The organism is Mycoplana ramosa (assembly GCF_041930185.1).
GTDB lineage: Bacteria > Pseudomonadota > Alphaproteobacteria > Rhizobiales > Rhizobiaceae > Mycoplana > Mycoplana ramosa.
Genome location: NZ_JBHEEW010000010.1, coordinates 52,055 through 69,211 on the forward strand (window position 1 = coordinate 52,055; position 17,157 = coordinate 69,211).

General features: G+C 64.8%; 19 protein-coding genes, 1 pseudogene and 1 riboswitch. Of the genes and pseudogenes, 8 read left to right on the forward strand and 12 right to left on the reverse strand.

Features of this window, described 5'->3' with window-relative positions:
* Nucleotides 1-4: 4 nt before the first annotated feature.
* From cobU to JNC62_RS14075, 5 genes are all read right to left on the reverse strand, one after another.
* The gene (gene cobU, locus JNC62_RS14055) at nt 5-532 is read right to left on the reverse strand and encodes a bifunctional adenosylcobinamide kinase/adenosylcobinamide-phosphate guanylyltransferase (RefSeq protein WP_374839642.1); all 528 of its coding nucleotides are present in this window, start codon (nt 530-532) and stop codon (nt 5-7) included.
* A complete protein-coding gene (locus JNC62_RS14060; protein WP_374839643.1) occupies nt 529-1,317 on the reverse strand; it encodes a CbtA family protein in 789 nt (262 codons plus the stop codon). The genes cobU and JNC62_RS14060 overlap by 4 nt, the downstream gene beginning before the upstream one ends.
* A gap of 10 nt (nt 1,318-1,327) precedes the next feature.
* On the reverse strand, nt 1,328-1,504 hold the full coding sequence (locus JNC62_RS14065) for a CbtB domain-containing protein (protein ID WP_374839644.1): 177 nt from the start codon (nt 1,502-1,504) through the stop codon (nt 1,328-1,330).
* 46 nt (nt 1,505-1,550) lie between these two features.
* Nucleotides 1,551-1,865, reverse strand: a riboswitch (cobalamin riboswitch).
* Between the two features lie 88 nt (nt 1,866-1,953).
* Nucleotides 1,954-3,771, reverse strand: coding sequence for a peptidoglycan-binding domain-containing protein (locus JNC62_RS14070; RefSeq protein WP_374839645.1), 1,818 nt, complete (start codon nt 3,769-3,771; stop codon nt 1,954-1,956).
* A 172-nt stretch (nt 3,772-3,943) separates the two neighbouring features.
* Nucleotides 3,944-5,404: a cobyric acid synthase gene (locus JNC62_RS14075; RefSeq protein ID WP_374839646.1), complete on the reverse strand. Its 1,461-nt coding sequence runs from the start codon at nt 5,402-5,404 to the stop codon at nt 3,944-3,946.
* 231 nt (nt 5,405-5,635) lie between these two features.
* Between JNC62_RS14075 and JNC62_RS14080 the strand changes: the two genes are divergently transcribed.
* The gene (locus JNC62_RS14080) at nt 5,636-5,779 is read left to right on the forward strand and encodes a hypothetical protein (protein ID WP_374839647.1); all 144 of its coding nucleotides are present in this window, start codon (nt 5,636-5,638) and stop codon (nt 5,777-5,779) included.
* 195 nt (nt 5,780-5,974) lie between these two features.
* Here JNC62_RS14080 and JNC62_RS14085 read toward each other — a convergent pair whose 3' ends face one another.
* The gene (locus JNC62_RS14085) at nt 5,975-6,373 is read right to left on the reverse strand and encodes a hypothetical protein (protein ID WP_374839648.1); all 399 of its coding nucleotides are present in this window, start codon (nt 6,371-6,373) and stop codon (nt 5,975-5,977) included.
* Here JNC62_RS14085 and JNC62_RS14090 point away from each other — a divergent pair.
* The 5 genes from JNC62_RS14090 to JNC62_RS14110 all read left to right on the forward strand — a co-directional run bounded on the left by JNC62_RS14090 (nt 6,348) and on the right by JNC62_RS14110 (nt 11,338).
* Nucleotides 6,348-7,346, forward strand: coding sequence for an ABC transporter substrate-binding protein (locus JNC62_RS14090; RefSeq protein ID WP_374839649.1), 999 nt, complete (start codon nt 6,348-6,350; stop codon nt 7,344-7,346). The two genes, JNC62_RS14085 and JNC62_RS14090, sit on opposite strands and share 26 nt — an antisense overlap.
* Nucleotides 7,347-7,539: 193 nt before the next feature.
* On the forward strand, nt 7,540-8,448 hold the full coding sequence (locus JNC62_RS14095; RefSeq protein WP_374839650.1) for an ABC transporter permease: 909 nt from the start codon (nt 7,540-7,542) through the stop codon (nt 8,446-8,448).
* A complete protein-coding gene (locus tag JNC62_RS14100) occupies nt 8,441-9,490 on the forward strand; it encodes a quaternary amine ABC transporter ATP-binding protein (RefSeq protein ID WP_374839651.1) in 1,050 nt (349 codons plus the stop codon). The genes JNC62_RS14095 and JNC62_RS14100 overlap by 8 nt, the downstream gene beginning before the upstream one ends.
* A gap of 180 nt (nt 9,491-9,670) precedes the next feature.
* Complete coding sequence (bmt, locus tag JNC62_RS14105) at nt 9,671-10,690, forward strand: betaine--homocysteine S-methyltransferase (RefSeq protein ID WP_374839652.1); 1,020 nt, start codon at nt 9,671-9,673, stop codon at nt 10,688-10,690.
* A 297-nt stretch (nt 10,691-10,987) separates the two neighbouring features.
* Nucleotides 10,988-11,338, forward strand: coding sequence for a hypothetical protein (locus JNC62_RS14110; RefSeq protein WP_374839653.1), 351 nt, complete (start codon nt 10,988-10,990; stop codon nt 11,336-11,338).
* A gap of 31 nt (nt 11,339-11,369) precedes the next feature.
* On the opposite strand, the gene JNC62_RS14115 is transcribed toward JNC62_RS14110, so the two are convergent.
* The 5 genes and pseudogenes from JNC62_RS14115 to JNC62_RS14135 all read right to left on the reverse strand — a co-directional run bounded on the left by JNC62_RS14115 (nt 11,370) and on the right by JNC62_RS14135 (nt 15,138).
* Nucleotides 11,370-12,125 (reverse strand): phosphodiester glycosidase family protein, encoded by a 756-nt coding sequence (locus JNC62_RS14115; protein WP_374839654.1) that lies wholly within the window; start codon nt 12,123-12,125, stop codon nt 11,370-11,372.
* A gap of 40 nt (nt 12,126-12,165) precedes the next feature.
* Nucleotides 12,166-12,378, reverse strand: a pseudogene (locus tag JNC62_RS14120) (type II toxin-antitoxin system PemK/MazF family toxin); the annotation flags it as partial.
* 113 nt (nt 12,379-12,491) lie between these two features.
* On the reverse strand, nt 12,492-12,710 hold the full coding sequence (locus JNC62_RS14125; RefSeq protein ID WP_374839655.1) for an antitoxin MazE family protein: 219 nt from the start codon (nt 12,708-12,710) through the stop codon (nt 12,492-12,494).
* 53 nt (nt 12,711-12,763) lie between these two features.
* Nucleotides 12,764-13,456, reverse strand: coding sequence for a ferredoxin (locus tag JNC62_RS14130; protein ID WP_374839656.1), 693 nt, complete (start codon nt 13,454-13,456; stop codon nt 12,764-12,766).
* A gap of 107 nt (nt 13,457-13,563) precedes the next feature.
* Entirely contained in the window at nt 13,564-15,138 is a 1,575-nt protein-coding gene (locus JNC62_RS14135; RefSeq protein WP_374839657.1) for a trimethylamine methyltransferase family protein, read from the reverse strand.
* A gap of 305 nt (nt 15,139-15,443) precedes the next feature.
* Between JNC62_RS14135 and JNC62_RS14140 the strand changes: the two genes are divergently transcribed.
* A complete protein-coding gene (locus JNC62_RS14140; protein ID WP_374839658.1) occupies nt 15,444-16,142 on the forward strand; it encodes a cobalamin B12-binding domain-containing protein in 699 nt (232 codons plus the stop codon).
* Nucleotides 16,143-16,202: 60 nt separating this feature from the next.
* Here the strand turns inward: JNC62_RS14140 and JNC62_RS14145 are convergent, their stop codons facing one another.
* Nucleotides 16,203-16,361 (reverse strand): entericidin domain-containing protein, encoded by a 159-nt coding sequence (locus JNC62_RS14145; protein ID WP_374839767.1) that lies wholly within the window; start codon nt 16,359-16,361, stop codon nt 16,203-16,205.
* 62 nt (nt 16,362-16,423) lie between these two features.
* Here JNC62_RS14145 and JNC62_RS14150 point away from each other — a divergent pair, with 62 nt between their 5' ends.
* The gene (locus tag JNC62_RS14150; protein ID WP_374839659.1) at nt 16,424-17,023 is read left to right on the forward strand and encodes a DUF1638 domain-containing protein; all 600 of its coding nucleotides are present in this window, start codon (nt 16,424-16,426) and stop codon (nt 17,021-17,023) included.
* Nucleotides 17,024-17,157: the final 134 nt, after the last annotated feature.

The following is a 17,157-nucleotide window of genomic DNA, read 5'->3' on the forward strand; positions in this document are numbered from 1 at the left end:
GGGCTCAACCCTTCATTTTCAGCGGCAGGCCTGCCGCGACAAGATAGACTTCGGCGGCGAGAGACGCCACCTGCTGGTGCAACCGGCCGGCGTGGTCGCGAAACTCGCGCGCCATTTTGTTCTCCGGGACGATGCCGAGGCCGACCTCGTTGGAGACGAAGACCAGCCGCCCGGGCGCCGTCACGACGGCTGCGGAGAGATCGTCGAAGGCCGCAGGAATATCGTGGCCTTCGAGCATCAGGTTGGTGACCCAGAGGGTCAGGCAGTCGACGAGGAGGACGCGATCGTCGCGGGCGGTATCGTTGATGCGCTCCGGCAGCGCCAGCGGTTCCTCATGGGTGGTCCAGCCGTGGCTGCCCCGTTGAACCTTGTGCTGCTCGATACGCTCACGCATCTCCTCGTCCCAGGCGCGCCCGGTCGCGATGTAGTGCTTCCCAAGGCCGGTCTCGCGCACCAGCCGCTCGGCAAATGCGGATTTTCCGGAACGGGCACCGCCCAGAACCAGGACAGCTCCGGGCGATGTCGTATTCATCGATCGGCCTTTGCGATCTTCTCGTTGGCAAAGCCGAGCGACAGGCCGAGCACGATCCAGAAGAACAGCGTCGTGGCGAGCGCGGCGACGGCGAACTCGGCGCCGAGCACGGCCGGCACGTTGCTGGTCAGATCCACCGGCTGCGGCGCGCCATAGACGTGCGGCGCCGCGATCAGGGCGATGCCGGCGACCTTGGCGGCCAGTCCGTCCTTCAGGATCAGCAGGTAGAGCCCGCCGGCTGAAAGCGCGACGGTCGCCATCCACCAGAGCTGGCGGTCGGCCAGCTCGGCAGCTGGAAAGCCCGGCAGCTCCGGCGGCAGGCCGATGGCCGGCAGCAGATGCACGGCAAGCCAGCCCGCAGCTCCCCACAGCGCTCCGTTCGCGACCGTGATCGGGTTGCCGGTGACGAGGCTGGCGCCTGCAAGAAGCAGGGCGAAGCCGGCGCCGGCCACCAGATTGGCAAGCAGCGTGCCGGAGAACCGGCTCATGCCGAACATGATGCCGCCCTCGTCGTCGTGTGCCTCGCCGCCATGGGCGTAGGCGACCGAAACCGGCGACAGATAGCCGGCAATTTCGGACAGGCCCGCACCGATACCGAGCGCCGAATGCTCGTGCGTCGCCTCGGGCTGGGCTTCGGTGCCGGCCGGAGCGGGCGCGGCCTCCCCGCCCTCATACTCCTCGGCGTGGAGAATGAGCGGAATCACCCGCGCCTCCTGGGCGGCCGTCATGAGCGCGCCGGAGAACAGCCCGGCCACCAGGGCGGCCAGGAGATATTTGACGATCATGTCACCCCCCTTAGTGGCAGGGGAAGCCGTAGGAATGGCGGGTGTCGTGCGCGGTGTCGTGCAGAACGGAGGAATTGGCGAGGCCAGCGCCGAACACCAGGAAGGCGCCGAGCAGCAACGCGGTAATTCCCGCGTAGAGACGATCGTTGAGGGAAAGGGAATTCGAGGAAACGTGAGAAACAGCCATGACAACCTCCGTGCTGGCAACGGGGAACACCCCCAGGGTCGGGCACGATGCCCATCATTGGCCGGCAGGTCTCCTGGCTCGCGGCGTCAGGCGCGTGCGCGCCGGCGGCATGTCCTCGCCTTCCCGGGTGAAAGCGGCATGAAAGGCGGACGATTCGTAGACATAGAGGCGTCCAGCCCCGGTTCATCATGCCGCCACCCAGTGGCTTTGCCGGATCGTTCGATCCGGTCGGACAGGCCTCGCCACTCTACAGTCGCGGGGTCGGCCGTGATTGGGGCGCCCTGCTTGGGTCCACCCGTCACGTTCCCATTTACGCGCCAATCCGTTCCCGGACCGGCGCACCATCCAATGCTGCGATGAATATGCGCGACGGTGGCCGAAGTCAATCGACCGTCCGCGCCATCCATCTGCCGAATACCGGCGTCAGGACGGATCTCCGAACCAGGGGGTCAGTAGCCGGGACCACTCCACCCGCCCCGGCGCGGGCGGCCGTAATAGCCGTCAACTGGCCCCTCGTAGTAGCCGCCGACAGGCCCTTCCAGATAGCCGCCCACTGGCCCCTCAAGGTAGCCGTCAACCGGCCCGTCGTACACGCCATAGCCGTCACCGGAATAGCCTCCCGCCTGGTAGCGCTCCCGCGCGACACGCTGGCGATTGCGTTGCTCGGCGAACTGGCCCGACTCGCGCAACTGACGAAACTGCTTGCGGGTCAGGTAGCCGTCTGCGCGATAGCCGAGCGAGCGCTGCCATGCCGCAATCGCCGCACGGGTTCTCGGCCCGAACACGCCGTCCGCACCGCCCGTGTCGTAGCCGAGCGCGTTCAGCCATCGCTGCGATTGAGCGCGGGTTCCCGCCTCCAGATAAGCCTCGCGGACGTCAGGCGATGTCTGGAAAACCGTCGGTTGCGACTGCAACTGCGGCTTGGCCACAGGCTTCCGGGTGGTGACGTCGCTGCTGCTGGCCTCGCCTTCCGCCGTCGCGCCGTCATTGCTCTGGGTGCCGCCGGCGGCCAAGCGCTGCCGCGCCTGGTCGGCAAACCGGCCATTCGGATATTCGTCGAGATACTTCAGGAATGCGGCCGGCCGGCCACTGAGAACGGCCCGGCTCCAGCTGTTGTCCTCACGACGGGCAAGGCGCTCGGCCTCATCGCCGTCTGCCCCGGTCGCCGTGGTCGTGGCCGTCGAACTGTCCGGCGCGGCGGGAAGTGCCTCGGTATCCGTGGCACCGGCAGCGCTGTGAGAACCGTCGGGCGCGACAGATCCGGCATTGTCGTCCGCAGCCTGCCCGGCCTTCTGCCGCTCCGCCGCCGCGGCCTCCTCGGCCTTGGCCCGCGCAGCCTCCGCTTCGGCTCGCGCAGTTTCCGCCTTCACCCGTTCCGCCTCTGCCGCGTCCGCCTTGGCCCGGGCCTCCGCTTCTGCCTGCGCGGCTTGCTCGGCCTTGATCCGCGCGGCTTCCGCCGCCGCCTCGAGGCGTTTGCGCTCAGCTTCCGCGGCCGCCCGCTCCGCCTCTGCCTTGGCCTTTGCTTCCTCAGCCACCCTTGCGTCCTGCTCGGCCTTCAAGCGTGCGGCCTCGGCCCGCGCCTGCTGCTCCGCCTTCAACCGCTCGGCCTCGGCAGCCTCCACGGCCGCCTTGCGCTCAGCCTCGGCCTTCACCTCGGCGGCGCGCTTGGCTTCCTTTTCCGCGCGCGCCTGCTGTTCCTTGCGCAGTCGCTCGGCTTCCTCCAGCCGCTTGCGTTCTGCCTCGACGGCAAGCCTTTCTTTCTCGACCTTCGCCTTCTCGGCGGCGATCCTCGCCTCTTCCTCGGCCTGCAGCCGCTTCTGCTCGGCTTCGGCGGCGAGCCTTTCCTCCTCGGCCTTCGCCTTCTCGGCGGCAACCTTCGCCTGTTCCTCGGCTTTCAGCCGCGCCGCTTCGGCGGCCTTCTGCTCCGCTTGCGCCTTTTCCTTCGCCGAAGGAACGGCACCCTCCGTCCCCTGCGCGGATCCGTCTGCCTCCTTGGCAGGCTTGGCGACGCCGGCGGCGTTCAATTCGGCGAGGCGGATCCGTGCCATCGAAGCGAACGTGCCGTTCGGATACTGCTTCAGGTAGCTTTCATACCCGGCCGGATCGCTGCTGGCGGAAATCTTCTGCCACAATGAAAACTCGGATTCCCACTTTTTTGTCGCGCTGACGGGCGGTTGCGTTTCCGCCGCCTGCACCGCCGCTCCACCGGCGACGGCGAGCCCCAGCAGGCTGGCCAATCCGAGTTTCGCAAAACGCGCACTGGTCATCAAATTCCCTTTCGATCGCTGCGGAAGCACCGCAGGCTAGTCGCAACTGGACGCCGTTCAACGCCTTGGCATCGGATTCCGGCACAACTTTGATGGCTGCCTTCCGACCTTCGAAGAACCGGCATTGCACATACTTACTGACGTTTGGCGAAAGTCGAATAATCGGGAGGACTCAATCACATCGTAAAAACTGAGCCAGCCATCGCGGGTCCAGTGCGGCCTCGAGTTCCGCCGCCACCCCATCCAGCGCCTCGTCGACCGCTTTGCGATAGTCAAAGCCGCCGCCGGCAATCCCGAATTCCGCCAGAAGGCGGGCCCGGAAGGAATCGCTCGACAGGAGCCCGTGCAGGTAGGTGCCGAAAACGCGCCCGTCCGGCGATGTCGCTCCGTCCGGCCGGCCGTCGATCTCCACGGCGGGCCGCGCACAGTCCGGGCCGGTGGTTCGGCCGAGGTGGATTTCGTAGCCCTCAAGTGGCACGCCGTAGCGAAGCGAATGCGCCGAACTGTTGCGCACCGTCTTTTCCGGCGCCATCTCGGTTTCCACCTCAAGCAGGCCAAGACCTTCGATCTCTCGCTCGCTGCCCTCGATGCCGAGCGGATCGGTCACGCGCCGGCCCAGCATCTGGTAGCCGCCGCAGATCCCGATGATGCGGCCGCCGCGGCGGTGGTGGTGCGCCAGATCACGATCCCAGCCCTGCGCCCGCAGGTCGTGGAGGTCGGCGATGGTGGACTTCGAACCCGGAAGCACGACGAGACCGGCATCGGACGGGATGCGTTCGCCTGGCCGGACGAAGACGAGACCGACGTCGGGCTCCAGGCGCAGCGGATCCAGATCATCGAAATTGGCGATGCGCGACAACACCGGCACGGCCACCCGTAGCGGCCGCGCGCGGCCCGCCGCCAGCCGTTCCAGCACAACGGAATCCTCCGCCGGCAGTTGCCGGGCATGTTTCAGCCATGGCACGACCCCGAAGCAGGGCCAGCCGGTATGCGCCTCGACCGCCCGGATGCCGTCATCGAACAGCGACACGTCGCCGCGAAACTTGTTGATCAGGTAGCCGGTCACCATCGCGCGGTCCTCGGCAGGCAGGATCGCATGCGTCCCGACCAGCGAGGCGATCACGCCACCACGGTCGATGTCGCCGACCAGCACGACCGGCACGCCGGCCTGGGTCGCAAACCCCATGTTGGCGATGTCCCCCGCCCTGAGGTTGATCTCTGCTGGCGAGCCGGCCCCTTCAACCACGACGAGATCGGCGCCCTCGCTGATCGCTTCAAAACTCTCCATCACCGCGCCGAGCAGCTTCGGCTTCAGGGCCTGGTAATCCCGGCCCTTCGCCTGCCCGAACACCTTGCCCTGAACGACGATCTGACTGCCGATGTCGGACTGCGGCTTGAGCAGAACCGGGTTCATGTGCACCGACGACGGCACGCGCGCGGCCATCGCCTGCAGCCACTGCGCCCGGCCGATCTCGCCACCGTCGTCCGAGACCGCGGCGTTGTTCGACATGTTTTGCGGCTTGAACGGCCTGACCTTGAGCCCCCGGTTCGAGGCGATCCGGCACAGGCCCGCGACCAGTACCGTCTTGCCGACGTCGGAGCCGGTTCCCTGCAACATGATCTTGCGTGTCATGCGCCTTCAGTAGCAATTTGTCCGTTCGGCGCAAAGTCCTGAAAACGGCGCCTCGCCACCGCTATCCGCCACCGCGGGCCACTCTCGCCGCGGCGCACCGGCACAGCCGCGACGCGATAGCTCATCTGCGACATACCACGCCGGAAACAGTTGCTATTTCAGCAAATCGCGAGCGTATATCACAGCCAGAATGCGACGTGTAAGCGCGCCGGCGGCAGAAGGACCAAGCCCATGCTGTATATCTTCAGCAAACCGAATTTCGTTCAGATCGCCTGGAACGGCCGCATGCCGCAAAACCAGTCGCGCGTTCGCAATGTCGTCGCCGACGCACCGTTTGGCCCCCTGCGCGTCATCCGCACTGGGAATGTCGGCTAACGCGGACGCGATTGCTCCGAGGGGCCTTCTCGCGCAAGAACTGAAAGAAAAAGCCGCAGTGCAGTTGCCTGCGGCTGGTCCGAGATACGGACAAGGCCGGATACGCACCGGCGATACTCGCCCCCGGTACGCACTACCTGATCCGGGGACAGGCAGTAACTTGGCTGCCGTGACGACACAATTAGCCGCACATCGTTACCGGAACGTTATTGAGAGCTTAACCAAAGGTGAATTGCCCACTTTTGTTTGCTCGCGAAGTTCATTTTCGTCCGCCGCCGACGCGACACCGCGCAGGAGACGGCGACGGAAAGAAATCCCCACCGCCGCAAGGTTGATTTCCTTGCCGAAATCCTTACGCTGGCAAAGGCGACCAAAGTGTTCGGCCAATGACAGGGTTCGATATCGCCGAACAGCAAAAATGGATGCCGCCGCAAGCAGCGTAACGACTTGGCTTGACGCGCTTATCGCCCCCGGCCTGGCGCTTGTGCGACCGGGCAGTGCAGGAAATGCAGAGCCCTGCCGCTGCTCCAGATGGTTTGCTGCATCGAAACTGGGAGGTCTTGAGACCATGAAGAAGCTGCTCGCTTCAACCATCCTAGCCGCCGGCCTCTATGCGAGCGCCGGCTCCGCACAGGCTGCCGATTGCGGCAGCGTTTCTATTGCAGAAATGAACTGGGCATCGGCGGGCGTCGCCGCCCAGGTCGACAAGTTCATCCTCGAAAACGGCTACGGCTGCACGGTCACCCTGGTGACCGGCGACACGATGCCGACGTTTGCCTCGATGAACGAGAAGTCCGAGCCGGACATGGCGCCGGAATTCTGGGTGGATTCGGTGCGAACCGCGCTCGACGCCGCGCTCGCCGAGGGCCGCCTGATCCAGGCTGCGCCGCTGCTGTCCGAAGGCGGCGTGCAGGGCTGGTGGATTCCCAAGTTCCTCGCCGACGCCCACCCGGACATCAAGACGGTGCAGGACGCCCTGCAGCATCCCGAACTCTTCCCCGCACCGGAGGACCCGGCACGCGCGGCCGTCTACAACTGTCCCGCGGGCTGGAACTGCCAGGTTTCCACCGCCAATCTCTACAGGGCGATTGGAGCCGAACAGAAGGGCTTCGACCTGATTGACACCGGCTCGGCCGCCGGGCTGGACGGATCGATCGCCAATGCCTTCGAAAAGAAGATCGGCTGGCTCGGCTACTACTGGGCGCCGACGGCAATCCTGGGCAAGTACGAGATGATCAAGCTGCCCTTTGGCGTTGAGCATGACAAGAAGGAATGGGATTCGTGCACTGCCATTCCGGATTGCCCGAATCCCAAGTTGAATGGCTATCCTGTCGCCAGCGTCTACACGATCGTCACCAAGCAGTTTGCCGAAAAGGCGAGCGTCGCCATGGACTACGTCAAGACGCGCAAATGGGACAACCAGACGGTCAGCAAGGTGCTCGCCTGGATGGGCGACAACCAGGGCACGAACGAGGACGCCGCGAAGTATTTCCTGAAGACCTATCCGCAACTCTGGACGACCTGGGTTATCCCCGAGGTCGCAGAAAAGGTCAAATCCGCCCTCTGAGCCGGTTGCGCAAGGGCGAAAACGGGGAGAGAAAAATCTAGGTCGCAAACAGCACATGAAAGGAATCGGCTTCATGTGACAAGCTTGCGGCCGGGCCGGAACGAACGACAACAAACGCAAGCGTCCACTGACGCATCCGGCACTGCGACGGGGCAGACGCGACGGCGTTGCCCGGCAGGACAAGGGGATCGAGATGGCATTGTGCGACGACATGCCAGCATTGCTTTGCAAGTTTCCCGCCCTCAGCGATTCGACGATTCGCGAGGGACGCAAGGCCATTGACGACGGCTTCAAGGGGCTCGTGCGCTCCTATGCGTCGGTGATCGATTCCGCCGTCCAGCCGCTGCAGGTGTTTCTGAATTTCCTCGAACGCCTGTTCGTGACCTCTCCGTGGCCTCTCATCCTGGTGCTGATGCTGACGATCGTCTACGTCGGCAGCCGCGACCTGAAGGTCATGCTCGGCGCCGCGGTCGCCATGCTCCTCATCGGCCTGTTCGGCCTGTGGAACGATGCGATGGTCACGCTTGCGATGACAACCGTATGCACGATCTTCGCCGTTCTGCTCGGCATTCCGATCGGCATCCTCGCGGCGCGTTTCGACCGGGTCCAGTCCTGGGTCAATCCGATCCTCGACGTCATGCAGACGATGCCGAGTTTCGTCTACCTTATCCCCGTCGTGATGATTTTCGGGATCGGCAAGGTGCCCGGCATGATCGCCGTCGTCATCTATGCGATCCCGCCGATGATCCGGCTGACCAATCTCGGCATCCGGCTTGTCGACAAGGAGGTGCTGGAGGCAGCAGACGCTTTCGGCTCATCCAGCTGGCAGAAGCTGAAGAACGTGCAGTTTCCGCTTGCACTTCCGACCATCATGGCGGGCATCAACCAGACGATCATGATGTCGCTGGCCATGGTCGTCGTTGCTTCAATGGTCGGGGTCGGCGGTCTGGGCAAGAACGTTTTGGGCGCCATCAACAATCAGTTTTTTACCGTCGGTTTTCTCAACGGCTTCGCGCTCGTCGCGATCGCCATCATTTTCGATCGAACCAGCCAGGCCTACGGCAAACGGCTGCAAAAGCATTCGGAGGTCGTCCATGGCTAGTCATGCAATCGAAATCAGAAACCTTTACAAGATCTTCGGCCCTCGGGGGGCGGACTATATCGACATGGTGAAGAACGGCCTCGGCAAGGCCGAACTGAACGAGAAATACGGCCATGTTCTCGGCCTGCAGGACATCAACATCACCATGCCGGCCGGCGGCGTCATGGTGGTGATGGGCCTGTCCGGTTCCGGCAAATCCACCCTCATCCGCCACATCAACCGCCTGATCGAGCCGACCGCCGGCGAGGTGCTTTATGATGGCGTCGACGTTTGTCGGATGAACGAGGCCGATCTGCGCGACTTCCGCCGCCACAAGACGGCGATGGTGTTCCAGAAATTCGCACTGCTGCCACACCGGACCGTCATGGAGAACACCGTCTACGGGTTGGAGATCCAGGGCGTGCCGGCCGCCGAGCGCCAGAAGCGGGCTCGCCACTGGATCGAACGCGTCGGGCTTTCGGGCTTCGAGAACCACTATCCCAACCAGCTCTCCGGCGGCATGCAGCAGCGCGTCGGGCTGGCGCGGGCACTGACCAACGACGCCGACATCCTGCTGATGGACGAGGCCTATTCCGCGCTCGACCCGCTGATCCGCGTCGACATGCAGACGGTGCTGCTCGACCTGCAGAAGGAACTGAAGAAGACCGTCGTCTTCATCACCCACGACCTCGACGAGGCGCTTCGCCTCGGCGACAAGATCGCCATCCTGCGCGATGGCAAGGTCGTCCAGCAGGGCACCGGCCAGGAGATCGTGCTGCACCCCGCCGACGACTACATCACCGCCTTCGTCAAGGAGGTCAACCGCGGCCGCGTCATCAACGTCGAAACCATCATGACGCCGTTGTCCGGCAATCCGGAAGGCATGCCGATCGCCGCAGGCACGGTGCTCGAGACCGCCGCCCGCGCCATGACGGCAGCCAACCAGGCGACGGCCCATGTCGTTGACGCATCCAACCGGCCGATCGGTGCGCTCCCGCTCGCGGTGATCATCGCCTCCATGGTCACCCCGGCCGAGCACGATCAGCACGCCGCCGCAGCCTGACGCGCAACAGCAGAGACAACGGGGGCGTCCGGAGGGCGCCCCTTTTGTATTTCGGGGGCACATCTGCCCGTAGCGCTTGCGCTGACATAAAGAAATCTTTATATCGTTAAATCATTTTTCCGCCGCCCCGGTACCAGGAACGCCGCACGTCAGGGCCGGCCTGAAACAAAGGACCTTTCCATGACGACCGAGACCAATGCCCTTGCGGCCCTGCTTGCCGAAAAGCCGTTCCTGCTGGCCGATGGCGCGACCGGGACGTCCCTTTTCGCCATGGGTCTCGAGGCCGGCGAGGCTCCGGAACTCTGGAACGAGACGAGGCCGGAAAACATCACCAAGCTGCACCAGGACTTCGTCGATGCCGGCGCCGACATCATCCTGACCAACACCTTCGGCGGCACCCGCCACCGGCTGAAGCTGCACAAGGCGCAGGATCGCGTCTTCGACCTGAACCGGCGCGCCGCGGAGATCGCCCGCGCGGTTGCGGATGCGGCGCCGCGCACGGTCATCGTCGCCGGCTCCGTCGGTCCGACCGGCGAGCTGCTCGTGCCGCTCGGGGCGATGACCTACGAGGATGCGGTCGCCGCCTTCGCCGAGCAGATCGAGGGCCTCAAGGCCGGCGGCGCCGACGTTGCCTGGATCGAGACCATGTCCTCGCCGGACGAGATCCGCGCCGCTGCCGAGGCTGCCGTGACGATCGGCCTGCCTTTCGTTTATACCGGGTCGTTCGACACCGCCGGCAAGACGATGATGGGCCTGCACCCGAAGGACATCCATGGCGTCGCCGCCGACATCGGCCCGGGTCCGCTCGCCGTCGGCGCCAATTGCGGCGTCGGCGCCTCCGACATCCTGTCGTCGCTGCTGGATATGACCAGCGCCGACCCGTCGGCGACGATCGTCGTCAAGGGCAACTGTGGCATCCCCGAATACCGCGGCGCCGAGATCCACTATTCCGGCACCCCGCCGCTGATGGCCGAATACGCACGCCTCGCCCGCGACGCCGGCGCCCGTATCATCGGCGGCTGCTGCGGCACCTCGTGCGACCATCTCGCGGCAATGCGCCGGGCGCTCGACGCCCACGAGCCGCGCGAACGCCCGACACTCGAGACGATCGTCGAGGCGATCGGCCCGCTGCGGAACAAGTCGGCAAACGAGGGCGCATCCGCGCCGACCCGCGAACGCGGCCGGCGCGCCCGGGGCTGATCGTGGCCTCTGCTTGCGGGGCGGCGGAAGATTGCCCCTCACCCTGACCCTCTCCCAACGGGCAGGGAGACAAACTGGAACGCCGCGACTTCCTTCCTTCTCCCTGCTTGCAGGGACAAGGTGCCGGCAGGCGGATGAGGCGCGATCCGGACTGGTCGTACTCCCGTACCGCCGCTTCCAGGAACCGGGCCCGGCACACCCGAACCCGATCCTCTTCCACGCCGTCCAATCGCTTGCACGCTCGCCTGCCCCGTCCTATCCCCATGTCACAGGAGATTCGCAGGGGAGATCGGGACGATGAACGCAGGGCATGCCGCTGTGCCGCAAGGCCGGGAGACGATCACAGAAAGGCTTTCGACGCTGAGCGAGGACGATCGTTCGTTTCTGGCCATGCTGATGGAAAATCCCCTGCAGGACGAGAATCTCGTGGCCGGGCTCGAACTCCACCTGCACCGGGCCGCAGAGGCCCGTTTCCTCAATTCGCTGAAGCTGGAGAAGCTCGGCGAGTGGCTCGGCAACGCCGCGCCGGCGCGCCTGCAGATGCGCCTCATGGAGGCCGCGCGCTCGAGCCAGCACGCCGCCCACCAGGCGTTTCGCGCCGGGCTGACCCGCTCCGGCGGCCTCGCCCGCGCCTATCCGGAGGCCTGACGGCCCGGTTAGCGAGAGGTCGTGCGCGCCCTCAATAGGGCAAGGTACCGACGACCGCGACCACGGTTCCCATCTGCGCCAACCGGTCGTTGCGGCGCACCTCCGGCGCATAGAGGCTGGAAATGCTGCCATCAAGATAGAGCGCGTTCCGGCAGCCCAGGTGATCGCGGAACAGCGTCGCGAAATCGTGGAAGCGCACCGGCCGGCGGGAGATCGCGAACGCGACGCGGCCGTCCGGCAGTATGCCGACGCCGTTGCGGATGTTCAGGCTGTCGCCCTGCGGCAGGAAGCGGGGATGAATCGCGCCGTCGATGACGAGCATCGGCCCGGACTGGGTGGCGTAGGTCGCCTCCGGCCGTGCCGCGGCAAAGGCGCCGGTCTCCATCACACCGGCGGCGCCACGGCCGACGAAGAACACGCCGTTAGGCTTCAGGAAGAAGTTGCCCCGACCGTCTGCCCGGTTGAGCGGGCTGCGTTCCTTGCCGTTCTCGACCAGCAGCCCGACCGGGGAGTAGTCGGGATGGTACATCCCGGCGTTCATGCCGAAGAGCAGAGCTTCCCGGTCGTCGCGGAGCCGGTCGCGGAGCGCTCCGTAGGTCGCAGGTTCCCTAGACCCGTCGGGCACTCCATAGATCCGCATCGCCTCCAGTGCCGGGTCGAAGGTGCAGACGGTGTAGGTCCCGGAAAGATGGTCGACGTCGCGGCAGTGATGGCCGGCGCCGGCTGCCGCGGGGGCGAAGGCGGACAAGGCGAGCGCCAAGGCGGATAAACGATGGCGTAACGTCATGTCAGGTTCCGAGGGCCGGTCCGTTGAGCGTGGTGCATATTCACCGGGCCAGCCCGATGAAAACGATCAAGGCTTGGTTGATTCGCCTCATTTCCTGATCAGACAATATTCCCACCCGCTGGCGGAGCCTTGACTTGGCCACAGTGGTCACCTTGTCGGCCATGACCCGGCTCGGCCCGAGAAGTCCATTTTCATCGGTGGGATCGACGGGAACGCGAAACAAGGGAACGTCGAGCGGATCGCTTGTAAATGGACAGACTGTGACGGATTACAGTTCGGCAAACGCGTCGTCCTGGATGATGACCACAGGCCGCAGTTTGCCAGTGTAGTCGCCGCCACCGGCAGCGGTCCAAATCTCGCCCCTTCTCATTCGGGAGCAAAATCGGAAATGGCCTCCACGAAGGCCTGGTCGCCGGCGGCCCAAGCACTGTCGCGGGCGGCCATAGACTGTCGCCGCGCCTCTTCGCAAAATTGCGTTGCGCGAACATCCGGCACCCAGAACTGAACTGGTCGCATTCCTCTCTCGCGAAGCCGCTCGCGATGAGCGTTCACCTTGTTGCGATTGTCCGATGCCCTGTCAGACATGGAAGCGCCTCCCTGGTTACATGTAAGCTAGCATGCAGCATTGCCAGGTACAATCAAAGACCCAGTGCCGCCATGTGGAACCGCAGTTGGTCCGCGACATAGCGATGCTCCGCCCCGACCGGGCAGGCATTCCGGGCGAGGCAGCCAAACACCATGCAGGAGGCCTGCCCCGCCTCTGTGCGCAGATGGCTGCGGCAGGCGGCCACGTCGAAACCATATGGCGCCACGGCCGCGACGGGGCAATGCGTCAGGCAGGGCGTGTCGGGGCAACGGTCACAGGGATGATCTGGCGCCGGCGGTTCCACGCCGTCCAGCGGGTGCGCGAAGCCGAGGGCACCGCGATAGCCGTGCCAGAGCCCGTATTGCGGATGGATCAGGATGCCGAGCGGCGAGGCGCGCAGCCCCTCGGCCCGCATCGCCCATTGCTGAAACGGCTGCCACGGCGGATCGGAGGGAAACCAGGCGGTGGCGCCAAGCTCGACGGCCACCGGGCCTATGATCGCCTTCGACCAGGCGTCGAGCGGATCGATGCCGCCGCGGTCGCTGCGGCCCTCCTGCCAGGCGCGGAAGGCCGGCCAGATCGAGCTGCCGACATTGCCGATGAGGGCAATGCTTGCCGCCCTTTCGCCGCTCGAAAGCACAGGTGCGGGCTCGTTGCCGGCAAAGTTCACGGTTCCGCGCAAAAAAAGACCGTGCGGCGCGAACGCCGCACGGATCATTTCGCTCGTGGGAACCAAAGCCGTCATTTCGGCTTCGGCCCCTGCAGTTCGTAGTGCGGCCGCCAGACTTCCTTCTGGATCATGTCAGCCACGCTTGCTGCTCCGCCTTGCTCCCTGGCGCGTTCGGGAGCCTTTCAAGTGAAGGCGTCGGGCATCGAATCCTTGCGCTTGGCGATGTATTCGAGCAGCGCCTCGTCGATCGCCGGATCGAGATAGGGCGCCTCGTAGTGCTCCAGCCAGGAGCGGCAAAGCGCGTTGGCACGATCCTCGATCCGCTTCTTGCCCTCGATCTCCCACTGCTCGAACGAATTGTTGTCGGCCAGCGGCGAGCGGTAGAAGGCGGTCTGGAAGTTCGCCTGCGTATGCGCGCAGCCGAGGAAGTGGTTGCCCGGACCAACTTCGCGGATCGCATCGAGCGCCTGGGCGTTCTCGGACAGATCGACGCCCTCGGCCATCTTCTGCATCATGCCGAGCTGGTCCTGGTCAATCATGAACTTCTCGTAGGACGACACCAAGCCGCCTTCGAGCCAACCGGCGGCATGCAGCACGAAATTGGTGCCGGCGAGCAGCGTCATGTTCAGCGTGTTGGCCGATTCGTGCGCAGCCTGGGCGTCCGGCACCTTCGACCCGCAGAGCGAGCCGCCGGTACGGAACGGCAGGCCGAGGCGGCGGGCGAGCTGGGCGGCGCCATAGGAGACCAGCGACGGCTCCGGCGTGCCGAAGGTCGGCGCTCCCGACTGCATCGAGATCGAAGCGGCAAACGTGCCGAACAGCACCGGGGAGCCGGCGCGGATCAGCTGCGTGAAGGCCGCACCCGCCAGCACTTCGGCGAGGATCTGCGTCAGCGTGCCGGCGACGGTGACCGGGCTCATCGCGCCGGACAGGATGAACGGCGAGACGACCGATGCCTGGTTGTGGCGGGCGTAGACCTTGAGCGCCCCGACCATGGTCTCGTCGAAGACCATCGGCGAGTTGGCGTTGATCAGGTTCAGCGTGACGCAGTTGTTCTCGACAAATTCGTCGCCGAACACCAGCTTCGCCATGGCGATCGTGTCCTCGGCGCGCTCCGGTGCTGTGACGGAGCCCATGAACGGCTTGTCGGAATACTTGATGTGGCTGTAGACCATGTCGAGGTGACGCTTGTTCACCGGAATATCGACCGGCTCGCAGACCGTGCCGCCGGACGAATGCATCGACGGCGCCATGTAGGCGAGCTTTACGAAATTGCGAAAATCCTCGATCGTGGCGTAGCGGCGGTTGCCGTCGAGGTCGCGCACGAAGGGCGGGCCGTAGACCGGCGCGAAGATCGTCGCCTTGCCGCCGACCTCGCAGTTGCGGGCCGGATTGCGGGCGTGCCAGGTAAAGGTTTTCGGCGCGGTCTTGAGCAGCTCGCGGCAGAGGCCCTTCGGGAAATGCACGCGCTCGCCCTTGATCTCGCAGCCGGCCTCCTTCCACAGCGCCAGCGCCTCTGCGTCGTCGCGGAACTCGATGCCGACCTCTTCGAGGACGATGTCGGCGTTGCGCTCGATCAGTTGCAGGCCTTCCTCGTCCAGCACCTCGTATTCGCGGATCTTGCGCGTGATGTAGGGCAAGGACGGGCCGGGACCGCCGCCGGAACGCGAAGCACGGCGAGCGGCCGCTCCCCGTCCCTCGCCGCGTGCGCGCCGACCGCCACCTTCGCCTTCCGGCTGCTCTGTCGTCAAACTCATGTCCGTCCATCCTCAGTTATCTCGCGCTGACCGCGCCATTCAGTCTTTATGCTACCAACCGAGCGACTCGGGACGGGTCTCAATGCGCCAACGAGTGGCGCGGGCGAGACACCGCGACACGCGCCGGTGCGGCCCGTCCGCCGCCTGTCGATCCACAGATCAGCCGCATTCGGCGAAGAGGATTTGCCTTGGTCGCTTTTTGCTCGGTGCGACGTCGCTTTCAAAATCGGATCGCGCCGACAACGCAGTTAACACTGGGGGACGACCGGCCCAAGTCCGCCGCGCGAATGGAGAGGAAACACGACATGGCAGACGACGAAATCATTCTCTCGGAACTCTCCGACGAAGAACTCGTGCAGCAGATGCACGACGACCTCTACGACGGCCTCAAGGAGGAGATCGAGGAAGGGACCAACATCCTCCTCGAGCGCGGCTGGGCACCCTACGACGTCCTGACCCAAGCTCTCGTCGAGGGCATGCGCATCGTCGGCATCGACTTCCGCGACGGCATCCTGTTCGTGCCGGAAGTGCTGCTGTCGGCCAACGCCATGAAGGCCGGCATGGCGATCCTGCGGCCGCTGCTCGCCGCCACCGGCGCGCCGAAGCAGGGCAAAATGGTGATCGGCACCGTCAAGGGCGACATCCACGACATCGGCAAGAACCTTGTCGGCATGATGATGGAGGGCGCCGGCTTCGACGTCATCGACCTCGGCATCAACAACCCGGTCGAGAACTACCTCGAAGCGATCGAGCGCGAAAAGCCCGACATCCTCGGCATGTCGGCGCTGCTGACCACGACGATGCCGTACATGAAGGTCGTCATCGACACGATGAAGGAAAAGGGGCTGCGGGACGACTACGTCGTTCTCGTCGGCGGCGCACCGCTGAACGAGGAATTCGGCAAGGCTGTCGGAGCCGACGCCTACTGCCGCGACGCGGCGGTCGCCGTCGAGACCGCCAAGGAGTTCATGAAGCGCAAGCACAACATGCTGGCTGGCGCCTGAATCCTATGAGAAGAGCCGTGGGCGGCACCCCTTGCGGGCGCGCCGCCCACGCATCACATGTTATTGAGCTGCCCTGGCAACTTTCTTGCCGGCAGCTTCCGTGGCGTTAATGGTGTTCGCCGTATCCTGACCCATGCCGCGAATTGTGTTGCCGCATGCATTCAGCGTCAGAAGCACGGCGAAAATGAAACTGATCTTGGTGATGGATTTCGCAGTCATGATCATGGTCGGAGTCCCTTTTGATGGATGCCGCTGATACAGAAGTATGGAGCGAAAGCTCCATGCATCAATGCGCGAAAGAAGAAAAAGTTCGCGTGATTGCATGTGGCGCCATCGCGCGCGAGATCATCGCCATCTGCAAGGCCAACCGCCTCGGTCACATCGACCTCCAGTGTCTGCCGGCCATCTGGCACGCCTATCCCGAAAAAATCACGCCTGGCGTCGAGAACGCGATCGCCGAGGCACGCGCCGAGGGAATTGAACGCATCTTCGTCGGCTATGCCGATTGCGGCACCGGCGGCCTGCTGGATGCACTTTGCGCGCGCGAGGGCGTACAGCGGATCGAAGGACCGCACTGCTACTCGTTCTTCGCCGGAAACGCGGCCTTCGCCGAAAACGACGATGACGTGACGTCGTTCTTCCTCACCGACTTCCTCGCCCGCCAGTTCGCGGCCTTCGTGATCGAGCCGCTCGGCCTCGACCGGCACCCGCAACTGAAGCCGATGTACTTCGGCAATTACCGCAAGCTCGTCTATCTCTCCCAACTGGAAGACGAGAACCTTAAGCGGAAAGCGAAAGAGGCCGCTGACTATCTCGGCCTCGAATACGAGTATCGCTTTACCGGCTATGGCGACCTTACTTCCGCCCTGACCCGTCTCTAGGCCATCGTCAGGAAATCCTAACTTTTTTGCGCCTTCCTTCGCATGGGAAAGCCGCCCAGCGGCGCTTTCACGCAAGAACAGGCGCAAGGCCGGGGCACGTGACGGAAATGACGGTCGACAAGCAGCAGCCAGAC

Excerpts from the sequence above, each read along its gene's own strand:
- JNC62_RS14110 (WP_374839653.1), top strand. The coding sequence starts at position 10,988 with ATGAACGCAGGGCATGCCGCTGTGCCGCAAGGCCGGGAGACGATCACA.
- bmt (WP_374839652.1), top strand. The coding sequence starts at position 9,671 with ATGACGACCGAGACCAATGCCCTTGCGGCCCTGCTTGCCGAAAAGCCG.
- JNC62_RS14065 (WP_374839644.1), bottom strand. The coding sequence starts at position 1,504 with ATGGCTGTTTCTCACGTTTCCTCGAATTCCCTTTCCCTCAACGATCGT.
- JNC62_RS14135 (WP_374839657.1), bottom strand. The coding sequence starts at position 15,138 with ATGAGTTTGACGACAGAGCAGCCGGAAGGCGAAGGTGGCGGTCGGCGC.
- JNC62_RS14115 (WP_374839654.1), bottom strand. The coding sequence starts at position 12,125 with ATGACGTTACGCCATCGTTTATCCGCCTTGGCGCTCGCCTTGTCCGCC.
- JNC62_RS14100 (WP_374839651.1), top strand. The coding sequence starts at position 8,441 with ATGGCTAGTCATGCAATCGAAATCAGAAACCTTTACAAGATCTTCGGC.
- JNC62_RS14085 (WP_374839648.1), bottom strand. The coding sequence starts at position 6,373 with ATGGTTGAAGCGAGCAGCTTCTTCATGGTCTCAAGACCTCCCAGTTTC.
- JNC62_RS14095 (WP_374839650.1), top strand. The coding sequence starts at position 7,540 with ATGGCATTGTGCGACGACATGCCAGCATTGCTTTGCAAGTTTCCCGCC.
- JNC62_RS14075 (WP_374839646.1), bottom strand. The coding sequence starts at position 5,404 with ATGACACGCAAGATCATGTTGCAGGGAACCGGCTCCGACGTCGGCAAG.
- JNC62_RS14150 (WP_374839659.1), top strand. The coding sequence starts at position 16,424 with ATGCATCAATGCGCGAAAGAAGAAAAAGTTCGCGTGATTGCATGTGGC.
- JNC62_RS14130 (WP_374839656.1), bottom strand. The coding sequence starts at position 13,456 with ATGACGGCTTTGGTTCCCACGAGCGAAATGATCCGTGCGGCGTTCGCG.
- JNC62_RS14080 (WP_374839647.1), top strand. The coding sequence starts at position 5,636 with ATGCTGTATATCTTCAGCAAACCGAATTTCGTTCAGATCGCCTGGAAC.
- JNC62_RS14125 (WP_374839655.1), bottom strand. The coding sequence starts at position 12,710 with ATGTCTGACAGGGCATCGGACAATCGCAACAAGGTGAACGCTCATCGC.
- JNC62_RS14145 (WP_374839767.1), bottom strand. The coding sequence starts at position 16,361 with ATGACTGCGAAATCCATCACCAAGATCAGTTTCATTTTCGCCGTGCTT.
- JNC62_RS14060 (WP_374839643.1), bottom strand. The coding sequence starts at position 1,317 with ATGATCGTCAAATATCTCCTGGCCGCCCTGGTGGCCGGGCTGTTCTCC.
- cobU (WP_374839642.1), bottom strand. The coding sequence starts at position 532 with ATGAATACGACATCGCCCGGAGCTGTCCTGGTTCTGGGCGGTGCCCGT.
- JNC62_RS14140 (WP_374839658.1), top strand. The coding sequence starts at position 15,444 with ATGGCAGACGACGAAATCATTCTCTCGGAACTCTCCGACGAAGAACTC.
- JNC62_RS14070 (WP_374839645.1), bottom strand. The coding sequence starts at position 3,771 with ATGACCAGTGCGCGTTTTGCGAAACTCGGATTGGCCAGCCTGCTGGGG.
- JNC62_RS14090 (WP_374839649.1), top strand. The coding sequence starts at position 6,348 with ATGAAGAAGCTGCTCGCTTCAACCATCCTAGCCGCCGGCCTCTATGCG.